The sequence below is a fragment of the methane-oxidizing endosymbiont of Gigantopelta aegis genome (genome assembly GCF_016097405.1).
In the GTDB taxonomy this organism is placed as follows: Bacteria; Pseudomonadota; Gammaproteobacteria; order Methylococcales; family Methylomonadaceae; genus Methylomarinum.
Window position 1 is genome coordinate 43,894 of sequence record NZ_JAEHGD010000003.1, and the last position, 14,598, is coordinate 58,491.

At 41.3% G+C, this 14,598-nt stretch carries 17 protein-coding genes; 13 read left to right on the forward strand and 4 right to left on the reverse strand.

Going from position 1 to position 14,598, the window contains the following annotated elements; all coding sequences use genetic code 11:
• Positions 1 to 63: 63 nt before the first annotated feature.
• Together JEU20_RS14080 and JEU20_RS15430 are read right to left on the reverse strand one after the other, a co-directional pair.
• Positions 64 to 1,089 (reverse strand): transposase, encoded by a 1,026-nt coding sequence (locus JEU20_RS14080; RefSeq protein ID WP_245395280.1) that lies wholly within the window; start codon positions 1,087 to 1,089, stop codon positions 64 to 66.
• Positions 1,052 to 1,315 (reverse strand): hypothetical protein, encoded by a 264-nt coding sequence (locus JEU20_RS15430; protein WP_245395281.1) that lies wholly within the window; start codon positions 1,313 to 1,315, stop codon positions 1,052 to 1,054. Before JEU20_RS15430 ends, JEU20_RS14080 begins: the two co-directional genes overlap by 38 nt.
• Before the next feature lie 222 nt (positions 1,316 to 1,537).
• Here JEU20_RS15430 and JEU20_RS14085 point away from each other — a divergent pair, with 222 nt between their 5' ends.
• Entirely contained in the window at positions 1,538 to 1,864 is a 327-nt protein-coding gene (locus JEU20_RS14085; RefSeq protein ID WP_198246783.1) for a class I SAM-dependent methyltransferase, read from the forward strand.
• Here JEU20_RS14085 and JEU20_RS14090 read toward each other — a convergent pair whose 3' ends face one another.
• Complete coding sequence (locus JEU20_RS14090; protein ID WP_245395178.1) at positions 1,865 to 2,893, reverse strand: transposase; 1,029 nt, start codon at positions 2,891 to 2,893, stop codon at positions 1,865 to 1,867.
• Positions 2,856 to 3,164 carry a hypothetical protein gene (locus JEU20_RS15435; RefSeq protein WP_198245660.1) on the reverse strand — a complete coding sequence of 103 codons (309 nt, stop codon included), beginning with the start codon at positions 3,162 to 3,164 and terminating at the stop codon, positions 2,856 to 2,858. The genes JEU20_RS14090 and JEU20_RS15435 overlap by 38 nt, the downstream gene beginning before the upstream one ends.
• A gap of 338 nt (positions 3,165 to 3,502) precedes the next feature.
• Here JEU20_RS15435 and JEU20_RS15530 point away from each other — a divergent pair, with 338 nt between their 5' ends.
• The 12 genes from JEU20_RS15530 to JEU20_RS14150 all read left to right on the forward strand — a co-directional run bounded on the left by JEU20_RS15530 (position 3,503) and on the right by JEU20_RS14150 (position 14,595).
• Complete coding sequence (locus JEU20_RS15530) at positions 3,503 to 4,051, forward strand: glycosyltransferase family 2 protein (protein WP_198246855.1); 549 nt, start codon at positions 3,503 to 3,505, stop codon at positions 4,049 to 4,051.
• Between the two features lie 327 nt (positions 4,052 to 4,378).
• Positions 4,379 to 5,563, forward strand: a complete 1,185-nt coding sequence (locus JEU20_RS14100; protein ID WP_198246784.1) for a lipopolysaccharide biosynthesis protein — start codon at positions 4,379 to 4,381, stop codon at positions 5,561 to 5,563.
• Between the two features lie 383 nt (positions 5,564 to 5,946).
• A complete protein-coding gene (locus JEU20_RS14105) occupies positions 5,947 to 6,855 on the forward strand; it encodes a glycosyltransferase family 2 protein (protein ID WP_198246785.1) in 909 nt (302 codons plus the stop codon).
• A 20-nt stretch (positions 6,856 to 6,875) separates the two neighbouring features.
• Positions 6,876 to 7,823 carry an IS5 family transposase gene (locus tag JEU20_RS14110; protein ID WP_198242941.1) on the forward strand — a complete coding sequence of 316 codons (948 nt, stop codon included), beginning with the start codon at positions 6,876 to 6,878 and terminating at the stop codon, positions 7,821 to 7,823.
• A 338-nt stretch (positions 7,824 to 8,161) separates the two neighbouring features.
• A complete protein-coding gene (locus tag JEU20_RS14115) occupies positions 8,162 to 9,064 on the forward strand; it encodes a glycosyltransferase (protein WP_198246786.1) in 903 nt (300 codons plus the stop codon).
• Complete coding sequence (locus JEU20_RS14120) at positions 9,061 to 10,050, forward strand: UDP-glucose 4-epimerase family protein (protein ID WP_198246787.1); 990 nt, start codon at positions 9,061 to 9,063, stop codon at positions 10,048 to 10,050. Before JEU20_RS14115 ends, JEU20_RS14120 begins: the two co-directional genes overlap by 4 nt.
• 61 nt (positions 10,051 to 10,111) lie before the next feature.
• Positions 10,112 to 10,381, forward strand: a complete 270-nt coding sequence (locus JEU20_RS14125; RefSeq protein WP_198246788.1) for a hypothetical protein — start codon at positions 10,112 to 10,114, stop codon at positions 10,379 to 10,381.
• 122 nt (positions 10,382 to 10,503) lie between these two features.
• Positions 10,504 to 10,920 (forward strand): nucleotidyltransferase substrate binding protein, encoded by a 417-nt coding sequence (locus JEU20_RS14130; RefSeq protein WP_198246789.1) that lies wholly within the window; start codon positions 10,504 to 10,506, stop codon positions 10,918 to 10,920.
• The gene (locus JEU20_RS14135) at positions 10,893 to 11,177 is read left to right on the forward strand and encodes a nucleotidyltransferase domain-containing protein (protein ID WP_198246790.1); all 285 of its coding nucleotides are present in this window, start codon (positions 10,893 to 10,895) and stop codon (positions 11,175 to 11,177) included. The genes JEU20_RS14130 and JEU20_RS14135 overlap by 28 nt, the downstream gene beginning before the upstream one ends.
• A 74-nt stretch (positions 11,178 to 11,251) precedes the next feature.
• Complete coding sequence (locus tag JEU20_RS14140; protein ID WP_198246791.1) at positions 11,252 to 12,244, forward strand: SPL family radical SAM protein; 993 nt, start codon at positions 11,252 to 11,254, stop codon at positions 12,242 to 12,244.
• Positions 12,232 to 12,945, forward strand: coding sequence for an SDR family oxidoreductase (locus JEU20_RS14145; protein WP_198246792.1), 714 nt, complete (start codon positions 12,232 to 12,234; stop codon positions 12,943 to 12,945). The genes JEU20_RS14140 and JEU20_RS14145 overlap by 13 nt, the downstream gene beginning before the upstream one ends.
• Before the next feature lie 57 nt (positions 12,946 to 13,002).
• Positions 13,003 to 14,595, forward strand: coding sequence for an NAD-binding protein (locus JEU20_RS14150; RefSeq protein WP_198246793.1), 1,593 nt, complete (start codon positions 13,003 to 13,005; stop codon positions 14,593 to 14,595).
• The last annotated feature ends 3 nt before the right edge of the window (positions 14,596 to 14,598 follow it).

Sequence of the window (14,598 nt, forward strand, 5' to 3'; positions counted from 1 at the left end):
TAGATATTGGAGGTGGGGAGGGGTATTTAGCATAAGCGCCAACTTAAGCCCCCAACCACTTGATTAAACACGACTTACGCCCAGCTCTCTGCATTGTCGAATCATTCCCAAAATCGGTTCAGGTAGACTCTGCAACGAACGTTTTCTCGGGCGTTCGCTAACGCTTTTCAAATAATCACGCTGAAAGCGTTCTTGCTTCGGAAAACAGGCGTTCAATCCTGATTTAATGTCCTCAGCAATCGTTTTATACAAACGCCAGGGTGTCAATGCACGCGGCCCATCCATTTTCGTCAAGGCCTTGGTAAAACACCGCTGCGCGATCTTTTCCGTAACCACCGCATACAGAAGTTTGCCCTGTAAATACAATTCGGCCAATTGACTGTCTTTACGGGCACGTAATTGATTGATCGCCAACAGGCTTTTCAGCCGTTTGATCACCAATTCCACCTGCCAGCGTACACGATAGAGCGCGGCAGCCGTTTCGGTGCTGAGCAACTCGACCGGCACGGACGTTAAAATTAAGACCCATTCACTGAGATAGAGCGTTTTTTCCTGGGCTGTACGTCCTTTCTGCGCTCTGAGTTTCGCTTTACGCCGGGCTTGCGCCGCTTTTTCGGCAGGTAACGGAACCGCATGTACCGTGCAGGCGATTCGTTTAGTATCATGGCACAAATAAACCGGAATAGCCCCCGCTTGTTTCCCGAGACGTTGTAATTTCGTTTCCCAGTCAATTTTTATCATTTTGCCGTGCTCGTCAAGCTCGTATAAATTCATGCTGTGTGCGTTATAGCGCAGCACAATATCGCCACCTCGGTCAATAAAAGGCACCAACGACTTCGGTTGATTGTAGCCACGATCAATCAACACGACATCGCCCGATTCCAGCACATAATGGTCAAGGCTTTCGCCAATCTTGTCCGTACTGACTTCAACCTGGCGCAATGTCAGTGAAATCAAATCTATCGCGATATGTAGCCGATACGTGGTTTCTGTCGCACCGGGTTCCTGCACGGTCGAGCCATCAATAATAACGAAGCTTAATGAACCACTGTCAACCACCTGATGCAACCCAAATACGCCCGATAGCAAGGATTTTACCCAAGGAACGCAGGCCGCCAGTCTTTTTTACCGCCGTATCACTCAGGTAGCCCTGTAAGTGAGCCACCTCGCCGGCGCAACTCCGCAAGGAGAAATCCAGACCACAGTAGAGCATCACCAACTGTAACAGTTGTAAGGGCGAACGGATCTTGCGCGCACGCGTGAAGGCTTTAAATTCATAGGCTTGTTGTTGATAATCTTCTGGAAGTTCTTGCACAAATTGTTCAAAACAGTATCTATGTGAGGTGGCTGCTTTTTCATAGGGTTTTCACTTTTGTCGGCAAAAGACTCTATGTGGTGGCCACACCTTTATTTTTCAACACGTAATCAATGATTTAATGGCTTAAGTTGGCGCTTATGGGGGTATTTAGCGCAATTCATATCGACAAACAACTATTGTTTAGTTGAGCCTAACATTAATGGGATATCTGGAGTTGATTTGCCTTTTGAGGATAAGTCATTTGATGTTGTTGTATCATGTCATGTATTAGAACATATTCCAGTTGAAGATAGAGATGTATTCTTAGAACAACTTTGTGCCAAGGCAAAAAAATCAGTTGTTTTACTTAATCCATTTCAGGTTGAAGGGGTAAATGAAGTGGAAAGGCTACAATTGCACATTGATATTATAGGTGCTTGGTGGGCAAAAGAACATTTAGAATGTTCGTTGCCTTTAGTGGAAGATGTTGAAAAATTCTCAAAACAAAGAGGCTATAAGTGTGAGGTCAAACCTCATAAGCGCCAACTTAAGCCCCCAACCACTTGATTAAACACGACTTACGCCCAGCTCTCTGCATTGTCGAATCATTCCCAAAATCGGTTCAGGTAGACTCTGCAACGAACGTTTTCTCGGGCGTTCGCTAACGCTTTTCAAATAATCACGCTGAAAGCGTTCTTGCTTCGGAAAACAGGCGTTCAATCCTGATTTAATGTCCTCAGCAATCGTTTTATACAAACGCCAGGGTGTCAATGCACGCGGCCCATCCATTTTCGTCAAGGCCTTGGTAAAACACCGCTGCGCGATCTTTTCCGTAACCACCGCATACAGAAGTTTGCCCTGTAAATACAATTCGGCCAATTGACTGTCTTTACGGGCACGTAATTGATTGATCGCCAACAGGCTTTTCAGCCGTTTGATCACCAATTCCACCTGCCAGCGTACACGATAGAGCGCGGCAGCCGTTTCGGTGCTGAGCAACTCGACCGGCACGGACGTTAAAATTAAGACCCATTCACTGAGATAGAGCGTTTTTTCCTGGGCTGTACGTCCTTTGTTCTGCGCTCTGAGTTTCGCTTTACGCCGGGCTTGCGCCGCTTTTTCGGCAGGTAACGGAACCGCATGTACCGTGCAGGCGATTCGTTTAGTATCATGGCACAAATAAACCGGAATAGCCCCCGCTTGTTTCCCGAGACGTTGTAATTTCGTTTCCCAGTCAATTTTTATCATTTTGCCGTGCTCGTCAAGCTCGTATAAATTCATGCTGTGTGCGTTATAGCGCAGCACAATATCGCCACCTCGGTCAATAAAAGGCACCAACGACTTCGGTTGATTGTAGCCACGATCAATCAACACGACATCGCCCGATTCCAGCACATAATGGTCAAGGCTTTCGCCAATCTTGTCCGTACTGACTTCAACCTGGCGCAATGTCAGTGAAATCAAATCTATCGCGATATGTAGCCGATACGTGGTTTCTGTCGCACCGGGTTCCTGCACGGTCGAGCCATCAATAATAACGAAGCTTAATGAACCACTGTCAACCACCTGATGCAACCCAAATACGCCCGATAGCAAGGATTTTACCCAAGGAACGCAGGCCGCCAGTCTTTTTTACCGCCGTATCACTCAGGTAGCCCTGTAAGTGAGCCACCTCGCCGGCGCAACTCCGCAAGGAGAAATCCAGACCACAGTAGAGCATCACCAACTGTAACAGTTGTAAGGGCGAACGGATCTTGCGCGCACGCGTGAAGGCTTTAAATTCATAGGCTTGTTGTTGATAATCTTCTGGAAGTTCTTGCACAAATTGTTCAAAACGAGTATCTATGTGAGGTGGCTGCTTTTTCATAGGGTTTTCACTTTTGTCGGCAAAAGACTCTATGTGGTGGCCACACCTTTATTTTTCAACACGTAATCAATGATTTAATGGCTTAAGTTGGCGCTTATGAGGTCAAACCTAATGGTTCATTGGCACTGTCTTTTGCGAGCGTATACATTGATTATTTTGCTAAAAAACAGACGATAGTGAAAATCTGATGAAAGTAAATGAATTTATGAATAGAAATTTTATTGATATTGCAGTAGCAGAGAATTACCCTAATGCATATATTATCAAATTAAAGGTTGATTCATGAGTAAGGGTAAAAATCCTTTAGTCAGTGTCTTAATTCCGGCTTATAAAGCAATATTTTTGAGGAATGTTTAGATAGTGCCATTGAGCAAACCTATCAAAATATTGAAATTATTGTAAGTGATGATTGTCCTAATTCTGAAATTGAAGATATTGTTAAATCTAAAAAAGACTCCCGTATTCTATATTATAGAAACACTCCCGCTAAAGGGCCAGCATTAAATTATCCAGAGGTATTTAAGCTAGCCAAGGGTGATTATATTAAATTTTTAAATGATGATGATATTCTTCATCCCAGATGTATAGAAAAAATGCTTCCATATCTGTTCTTGTCATCAGTAAAGGTTGTGACTACTTATAGGCAGGAGGTGGATGATAACGGAAATAGTTTGCCTGATAGGCTGCATAATACACCTTTGTTTAAAGAAAATATTTTGATAGAAGGAGCGTCTTTAGTTTGTGCTATGCTAGCAAATCAAATTAATGTGGTTGGTGAGCCTTCGTGCATTTTGTTTAGAAAAAAAATATTGAGAGTGTTAAACCTCATTTACTATGTTTTGGGGGGTATGGATATCAACGTTCAGGTTTGGGTGATGTTGGGTTAGTGCTAAATCTACTAAAACAAGGCGATTGTGCATACTTGGGAGAAGAGCCGCTTGTGTGGGTAAGGGTTTTTGATGGCCAATGGCAACAATTGTCAGGTGCTAGAGAATGGTCATTAAAAACTTGGAATATTTTTAGAAAACATGCTATTGAAAGCGGGTTGATGCGGAGAGTCAGCTTTGGTCGAAGCCTTCGATGCCGGTACAGTGAGGGTGATGCTTTTCATCGTAAATCCTTTATTGCCAAACGTCATTTTAGGTGGTTTTTATCAAAACCATATTGTTTTGAGAAGTAAGGTGTAAATGAGAGTAGAACGATCGTACAAACATATGTTTGGGTGGAGTGCATTTGAGCAATTCTTTCGTATGGGGATACAATTTGCTGTTATGTTGGTTCTTGCACGGATTCTTACCCCAGAAGATTTTGGGTTGTTTGCAATGCTTGCTATTTTTATTGCAATCACTTCTACAGTTGCGAATGCAGGGCTTCCTGATGCGATTATTCAAAGTAAATCGTTAACGATTGAAGAAGTGTCTAGTATTTTCTTTTTATCTCTTATAATACTTGTCATAAGTTCATGCCTGTTAGCTACTTCCGCACCGTTGATTGCAATATTTTTCAAGCGTTCACTTTTAGAAAACATTACCTATGTTATGGCCTTAGCTGGTTTTGTTGGAGGTTTAGGGATGATTCAAAGTGCACTTTTATCTCGAGAGTTAAACTTCAAAGCACAAGGGATAATTTCAGCTATATCCTCCTTGGTTTCTGGAATGATAGCTATTACTTTTGCTTTGAATGGTTGGGGGGTTTGGAGTTTGGTCTATGCTACACTAATTGGAGGAGTTGTAAGCTCGGTATTACTTTGGTTTTATCATCCTTGGCGGCCGCGACTGTTCTTTAATGTGTCATTAATTCAGTCCCATATTAAATATGGGACTAGTTTGTTATTTGCTCGTTTGATTAATGTTGTGATAGCTAACCTTCCTGCTACATTGTTGAGTAAGTTTTATACTCCACAGGAAGTAGGGTTATTTAACCGAGCAAATAGTTTGCAAAACCTATCAGTTAACACATTGTCAGGGATTGCTGCCAAGGTTGCATTCCCTCTGTTTGCGCATGCAGCAGATGACTCCAAAAGGCTTGAGCGTGGTATGAATAAAGCCTTGAAAGGAACATTGTTAATCACAATGCCTGTAGCAGTGTTTATGATTTTGTTGGCTGAGCCTATTATAAAAATACTTTTGGGAAATCAATGGCTAGAATGTATTCCATTATTACAAATATTAAGTTTTCAAATTATTATTTGGCCTCTGCATTTGCTGAATGTAAATTTATTGATGGCTGTGGGGCGTAGTGATTTGATTGCAAGAGGAGTTATGATTAAGTTTGTTGTAGTGATTGCTAGCCTTTCGCTTGGAGTTAAATATGGATTGTTAGGGTTGGCTATAGCAATGCTTTTTTTCAAGTGTCGTGAATCTATTTATAAATATATTCTATACGAAAAAAGTAATTAGTTTTGGTTTTAACAGACAGTTGTTAATTTTGTTGTCGAACCTGCTAACATCTATTCCAGTAATCTTGGTAGTATTAATTACGAATAACTCACTTATTAATGATATAGCAAGACTAAGTGTGGGAATTTTATTGGGTTTGGGGGTGCATTTCCTTATTCTTTGGCTGAAAGGGTTTCGTCTAAATAACTTTATGCAAAATATTTAGGTATTTACCTTTCGATTTTGTAAAGTTTTTGTATAGATGAAAGTGAAGTTATCACCTTACACGCCAGCTACTCATCTACAAACTGTAAAATAGACCGATTTAGTCCAAATATGACGTATTGGCATAAATGGAGTTCCAATACGAATGAATTTCAATAAGTATTTTTTTAATTGGTGAAATGTCTAGCATTGTAATTTTATTATCCACATATAATGGTGAGCGTTATTTGCAAGGATTTGTTGAGAGTATTCAGAAACAGAGTTTTGTAGATTGGAAGCTGCTTGTGCGTGATGATGGATCAAATGATCATACATTGAAATTGATTCGTTCTTTAGCGCTAGAAGATAAACGTATTCATTTGATGGGTTCTCATGGGAATGTAGGAGTAGTCAAAAGTTTTTCAGCTTTATCAGAAGAAGCGCTTCAGATGTTTCCAAAAGTCAACTATTTTATGTTTGCTGATCAAGATGATGTATGGTTGGATTTTAAGATTATAAAGACATTTGAAGAAATGAAGAAACAGGAAAGAGATGATGATCTTCCGGTGCTAGTTCATACCGATTTGAAGGTTGTTACATCTGGATTGGATGAAATTTCTTCATCGTTTATGAGATATCAACAGTTACGACATGAAAGAAAGCAACCTTTAGGAGTTTTACTCATTCAAAATTTTATTACTGGTTGTACTGTGATGGTAAATAGGCGATTGTTAGAGCTGGCAGTTCCATTTTCTAGTGCAGTTATAATGCATGATTGGTGGTTGGGGCAATGCGCGGCGGCAGCTGGTTCTATTGGTTTTGTTAATGAATCAACGATTTTGTATCGGCAGCATGAAAATAATACACTTGGTGCAATTGGCTTTAGTAAGAAAGTTGTTAAAGTGTTGAAGCGAAGGTTTTCGTTAACAAAACAAGAACGTTATAAACTAAATTTACAAAACTTGAAAGATTTAATAGATCAATCAAATCAGCTATACCGCGTTTTAAAACAACAAGAAACATTGGTTGAGGAAGAAACATTACTTATGTTGGAAGAGTTCTCTGATATTTTATATCAAAACTCATCGGCTTTGTTGCATAAATCATAAGGATCCCCATATTATAGGGCATGGACAAGAAAAAGAAACAACGCTACAAACTAAAGAATTGGTCGAATTACAATCAAGCCTTGATCAATCGAGGTTCATTAACGCTATGGTTCGAAGAATCCATGATCAAGCAATGGCATCAGCCTGAAAAGACAGGCTATAGAGGAAGCCCGATGACGTATTCTGATACTGCTATTCAATGCGCATTGACCCTGAGAGAACTCTTTAAGCTGCCGTTGAGAGCGACACAGGGATGTTTGTTGTCGTTAGTCCAGTTATTAAAGCTGTCTATCCAGATTCCTCATTACAGTACATTAAGTCGCCGCCAGCAAACTCTGGAGGTTCGGCTGCCTCGTTCAAGCAGTCGAACGCCAAGACACTTAGTCGTCGATTCGACCGGCTTAAAAGTCTACGGTGAAGGCGAGTGGAAAGTTCGCAAACATGGTGCCAGCAAGCGCAGAACCTGGCGTAAACTCCATATCATGGTTGATGCACAAACGCAGGAAGTCGTGGCAGTTGAGATGACGGCTAATTTTGTTGGTGATTCCGAAGTCTTGCCGGATTTATTAGAGCAGCTGGATGAACACGACCAAGTTGCCAGTGTGGCGGCGGATGGCGCTTATGATACGATCCAGTGTCATCAGGCGATTCGTAACAAAGGCGCCGATGCATTGATACCGCCGCGGGAAGGGGCGGTGGAATGGCCGAGTGATGAAGATGGGAGAACTCATCCAAGAACAGCGATTGTTCAACGTTGCGCTGAAATCGGGAGAAAGGCATGGAAACAAGAAAGTGGTTATCATCAACGCAGCCTGGCTGAAACGGCTATGTTTCGCATCAAAACGCTCTTTAGTGGCCAATTAAAAAACCGGACCTTTGCGGCTCAGATGGTTGAGGCGTATCTCCGCGTCGGCGCAATGAATAAAATGACAGGCCTGGGTATGCCTGAAAGTTATTCTGTTTCATGAATAAAGACTGGAATTTAAGAAAAGAGTACGCTGTGGATTATTTATGCAACAAAGCCAAACTCATCTATCCGGCGCAAAGTTTTAAACCGATGGAATATTCGAAGACAGTTTTTTTTATATAATAAGGCTTTTAGGCTTTTTTTGTTGAAAAATTCAATACTTTCATCGCGGGATGCAAAAATATCTAAATAAGTACTTATATTCCTAAGTACTGATAATTAGAGATATAATTCCTACATAAAAGTATAACAATTTTAATAAACATTGGAAGTTGAAAAATAAAAACGAAAATTTATGAACGATTTGAAGTTGAGAATATTCTGATTCTGTAAGGGCATATGAATACTTTGGATTTTCCAAAAGTTGCAGTTTTGTTGGCTATATATAATGGAAAGCCATTTATTAATAAGCAACTAGACTCCATACTTAATCAAATTAAAGTTAATGTACAGGTATTTATCAGTATTGATTTGTCAGCAGATGATAGTTATGACTATTGCAAGACCTTAGATCGAGAACATATTAATTTAACGATTCTTGGGTATGGAAAACGATTTGGAGGGGCTGCTAAAAACTTTTTTCGATTGATTCGCGATGTCGATTTTTCTGGTTATGACTATATTGCTTTTTCTGACCAGGATGATATCTGGTTTTCAGATAAGTTGATCCATGGAATAGGGCAGATGGGAAAGCATCATGCAGAAGCTTATTCAGCGAATGTTATTGCTTTTTGGGAAGATGGACGAGAAAAGTTAATTGATAAAGCTCAGCCACAAAGAGAGTTCGATTATTTATTCGAGGCAGCAGGGCCTGGGTGTACCTATATCTTCACTAATAAAGCAGCGAGTCTAATAAAATATTATTTAAATCAGTTTCCTGAGTTGGATAATTTTATTCTTCATGATTGGTTGTCTTATGCAATTTTAAGGCATAACCAATATAAATGGTTTATTGACTCAGTTCCTAAAATGAAATACAGGCAACACGATAATAATCAAATAGGTGCTAATACATCTTTTAGAGGGAAATTGCATCGAATACAGACTATTTTGTCTGGTCAAGCCTTTGATTATGTAGCTATGCTAATCAATGTCCTGAAGATTTATGACCTAAATGTTTCATCTAGAATAGGAGTGCTTAAGTTAGCTGTTAAAGCAAACCAATTACGACGTCGAAAAATAGATCAGATTTTTGCTTTTATTGCATTGCTTATTTATGCCATAAAAGGTCCTGATAAATGAACATTTTAGTAGCAGGTGCAACAGGGTTTGTTGGTAGTGTTTTGGTTAATTATTTAATTAAAACTGGTCAAAAAGTCATTTCATTATCGCGACAGCAAACAAATCTGTTACCTACAGAAGTAGAACAGCTTATTGGTTCTATGGAGTCATTAATTGATGATGCGCAATCATCAAGAAAACAGTTAAAACATCAATTACAGAATATTGATGTTGTGATTCATCTTGCTGCTCGGGTTCATATGATGCAGGAAAAGTCTGAGAATCCTTTGCATGAGTTTCGTTTAGTCAACTGCGATGCAAGTCTGGCTTTGGCAAAAATGGCGGCTGACTCGGGTGTGAAGCGGTTTATTTATTTAAGTTCAGTCAAGGTGAATGGTGAAATGACTGAGCTAAACAAACCGTTTAAACCCGATGATTTTGTTGAACCAGACGACCCTTATGGTTTATCCAAATATGAAGCTGAGCAGGGTCTGTTAAAATTAGTCCGGGAAACGAATATGGAAGTCGTGATTATTCGTCCGCCATTGGTGTATGGTCCCGGCGTTAAAGCTAATTTTGCCGCAATGATGAAATGGGTGAACAAAGGTATTCCCCTGCCTTTTGGTGCCATTCATAACAAACGTTCACTGGTTGCTTTAGATAATTTGGTGAGTTTTATTATTCATTGTATCGATCATCCGAAGGCGGCCAATGAGATTTTTTTGATTTCAGATGGCGAAGATGTTTCGACCACGGAGCTATTACGAAAGGTTGCCAAGGCACTCGATAACCCCCCCCGGCTTGTACCGGTGCCGGTCAGTTGGATGCGGTTTGTGGCCAAATTATTGGGCAAGGAGCAGGTGGCCAATCGCTTGTTTGGTTCATTACAGGTCGATAGCGCCAAAGCGCGGGAGTTATTGGGCTGGAAGCCGGTGATTACGATGGATGAGCAGTTGAGGAAAACGGCAGAAGTTTTTTTGAACAAAAAGGCATCCGTTAATGAATGATATACGATATATTTAGTGCTTTGACAATGGCAGTATCAGCGGGGGGTAAGGGCGTAAAATTATGACGACCATGATTACAGAAGTTTATAACGCATTTAGAAAGGCTGGGGTTGATGAAGAAACAGCAGAAAAAGCCGCGATTGCCTTAACAGAAGAAAAAAATAAAGAACAAAAAGATGTTGAGCAAAAGATTCATGATATTGACCTACGCGTAAACAGCATAGAGAAATTATTGTTTGAAATAAAAGCGGAAAACAAAATCAACAGGTGGATGTTAGGCCTTATCATAGCCATTCAAGTTATTCCCTTTTTGCGGGAAATTCTGAGATAAAATATAGCATTCAATAAGGTAGCTCCAAAGCTTGGGCGTTATTGGGCTGGAAGGTGGTGATTACGGTGGATGAGCAGTTGCAAAAAACAGCAGATGCTTATCTAAAAATAAGGTGTGAGTGAATGGACGATGTACGCTATATTCAACGCTTTGAGAATTTTGATAAATCTTTTTTATTGTTAAAAGATGCGTTGGCGATTAATAACCCATCAATCGTGGAAAAAGCAGGATGTATCCAGTTTTTTGAAACGACTTTTGAACTTGCATGGAAATTGATGAAGGATTATCTGGGGTTTTTGGGGTATGACGCAAAGTCTCCACGAGAGGCGATAAAGCAGTCTTTCAGTATGGGCTTGATTGAAGATGGAGGCAGATGGTTGGATGCATTGATGGACAGAAATCTTACTGTACATACTTATGATGAAAACATAGCCAATGAGGTTTATCAAAAAATCAAGAATGACTATTTTTTATTGCTTGAAGCATTACACAATAAATTCAGAGATATGATATGTTCGGATTCACAGAGGATGAACTAGCGACTATTCTGGAGATATTAAGGAAAAACAATATTAAAACCTGCATTTTATTTGGCTCTCGGGCAAAGGGTAATTTTAAAAAAGGCAGTGATGTGGATATTGCAGTTCTTGGCGATGACAGAAAGCTGGCTTATTGTTTAAATGAAGAGAGCAACTTGCCTTATTTTTTTGATGTGGTTAATCTGGAGACCCTGAGAAATCAAAATTTAAAAGAGCATATTCGTCGTGTCGGTAAGCGACTGGATGAATTATTTTAGGGATGAGCATTTATTTCCCTTGATGATGGGGTGGCAGGCATGATAAATCGCAGTCGGGAAATTCAGCTTAACGCATGATCACCCGAATTTATATCGAACAAGCGATTAAACAGCATCCACGAGTGCAACAAATTTGCCAGCGTTTTCCGGAAGCCAGGCAGATTGAATGTGAACGCTATGGTGAGGTGTTTAATCCTAAGGCGCAGAATTTCCGTATTCAAAAACAACAACCGGCCTTGATTTTGGCGCGTAAGCATAAAGGTTATGCGTTGCCCGCGCCGGCGGGTTATGGCATTGGTGCGCAGCAGAATTATTATTTCTCGCACATGCTCAATTGTTTGTATGATTGCCGCTATTGTTTTCTGCAAGGCATGTATCAATCGGCCAATTATGTCCTGTTTGTCAATTATGAAGACTATATGGATGACATCAGGGCAATCAGTGCACAACATGCGGCACAGCCGGTGCATTTTTTCTCCGGTTATGATTGTGACAGTCTGGCGCTGGAGCCGGTGACCGGGTTTGTCGATTATTTTTTACCGCAATTCGAAAAACTGGATAATGCCTGGCTGGAGTTGCGCAGTAAAAGCACGCAGATTCGTCGGTTATTGCAGTATTCGCCTTGGCCGCGTTGTATTGTGGCGTTCAGTTTGTCGCCGGAGGATGTAGCGGATAAATTAGAACATAAGGCTCCGCCTTTGCAAAAACGGTTGGAAGCGATGGTTAAATTGCAGCAACAGGGCTGGCGTCTAGGCTTGCGCTTTGACCCTTTAATTTATCAAGAACATTACAAAGACACTTATCGACAGTTATTTGAGCAGGTTTTCAGCCGTATTGATGTTGCGTCGTTACATTCGGTGAGTTTAGGCGTGTTTCGGCTGCCGGAAAAATACTATAAAAAGATCTACAAACTTTATCCTGAAGAAAAGCTGTTTGCCAGCCCGTTACAGCATGCGGCGGGTATGGTCAGTTACCGGGACGATCTGGAGCAGGAAATGATGGCGCAATGCAGCCGGATGCTGCTGGACTATATTCCAGAAGATATCTTTTTTCCATGCACAGTATGACACGGACGGTATTGGTGATCGGTGCGAGTTCGGGCATTGGTCGGGCCGTCAGCCGGAAATTGTTGCAACAGGGGCATCGGGTGATTGGTTGTAGCCGTGATGTGAGCAAATTCAGCCAGCCGCATCCGGTGTTTTTTCCGGTTGAATTGGATTTAAGTCAGCTGGAGGCGATTCCAGACACATGCCGCCAAATTCAAGCACAGCATCCGCAGCTAGATGCTGTGGTGTTTGCCGCAGGCTTTGGGCGCTTTGCCTCGTTAGAAGAATTTTCCGGGCCTCAGATTGAGCAGTTGATGACGGTGAATTTTACGGCCCAGGTTTTTCTGACCAAGGCGTTGCTAGCTAAATTGAAGCAAAAAGCGCATGCTAATCTGATTTATATTGGTTCGGAGGCCGCCTTGCGCGGTGCGCGTAAAGGCACGATTTATTGTGCCAGTAAATTCGCCCTAAGGGGGTTTTGCCAGAGCCTTGCCGATGAGTGTGGTAAAAGTTCGGTACGGGTTTCTCTAATCAACCCGGGGATGGTCAGAACGCCGTTTTTTGACGTGTTAGATTTTTGTCCGGGTGAAGCTGAAAAACAGGCATTGAAGGCCGAGGATGTCGCCGATGTCGTCGCTTATGTCTTAGCCGCTCCCCGTCATGTTGCGATGGATGAATTGATTTTGAATCCTGTGAATAAGGTGATTCAGTTTAAAAAATAGAATCTGCGTGTTTTTCCGGCTACACTGTTCATTTGTTCCCCAAACTTTTCAGCGTTAATGCTTGCCAGATTTCTTGTTTATATCGCGTATTTTTTAAAAAACTCCATACGTTACCAACACTGTAAGCGGTTTTTTTATGACCTGCTGGAAAACCCGAAGAGCAAATTAAAATCCCGCTTCGATATGTTCATGATTGTGCTGGTTATCGCCAGTGTATCTTCTTTGGTGTATGAAGTAGAGCATGGTTTGGGGCAGTGGAGTATCTATCTTGAGCATTTTGTCGTTAGCGTATTTATTGCCGAATATTTACTCAGGATGTGGATTTATTCAGACAGCCATCGTTTGATTATCGATTATTACGAACACTGCGAATATTTATCGATTCGTTTCCGTTTTATGACGGCACTGAAAAAGGTTTTCGCTAAAAAACTGGCCTATATGGTTACGCCGTTCGCCATTATCGATTTATTGGCGATTTTACCGAGTTACCGACCACTCAGAATTCTCAGGGTATTTCTGATTTTCAGGTTGTTTAAAATACTGCGCTATTCGCAAAGCTTGAAAATGTTTGCCGATATTATCAAGAGCAAGCGCTTTGAGTTACTCACCCTGCTGATATTCCTTGGCTTTTTGGTGTTTATTTCTAGCATCGCTATTTATTTGTTTGAAAACCGCAGTGCGGGTGGGACGGTCGATGACCTTTATGATGCACTATATTGGTCGGTAGTGACGATTTCGACCGTCGGTTATGGGGATATTACACCGCTAACAACGGGCGGACGACTGGTGACGATGGTGTTAATTCTGAGTGGATTAGGTGTGCTGGCCTTTTTTACCTCTATTATCGTCGCAGCCTTTAATGATCAGATCGACAGCCTCAGAACGTCGCGTACTTTTTCTGAATTGGAGAGCCATAGCGAACTCATTATCATCTGTGGTTTTGGCCGGGTTGGGCAACAATTAGCGGCTTTGTTGGCGGCAGACCGACAAAAATTTGTTATCTTTGATATTTCAGAACAACGGGTGGAGGAGGCTAAACAAGCGGGCTATTTAAGCCTTGTGGCCAATGCCACGCAAAATGATATGCTGGAAATGGCGGGCATAAAACATAATGTTTCCACTATCATTTGTGCAACTGGAAATGATGTCATCAATGTCTATATTACCCTTACCTGCCGCCATTTAAATAAAGAGGTACAGATTATTTCCCGCGCCAATCGGCATGAAAATGTGGTCAAACTCTATCAAGCGGGTGCGGATACCGTGATTGAGCCGTTTATTATTTCTGGGTTACTCGCGGCTGAATATATTGGTCAACCCGTGGCCTTTGAAGCGATTACCGGGATTCTTCATGGTCAGAAAAATATTTTGCTAGAAGCAGTCAAGGTCAAGCCAGGCAGTTTGCTAGAAAAAAAATCAATTTCTGAAATCGACTTTCATGCCCAGAAATTAAGTCTGGTGGGGGTAATCAGTCATAACGCCAAACATCTAAAGCATAAAAATAAATATGTCATTAAACAGCAGCATTTTTACTTTAATCCACCGATGGATTTTAAACTGCAGGCGGGTGATATTTTGGTGCTGTTAGGGCGCTCGACCAGTATTAGCCATTTTCGAGATCGAATTGAACAAAGCCATTTACTGGGATAAGCC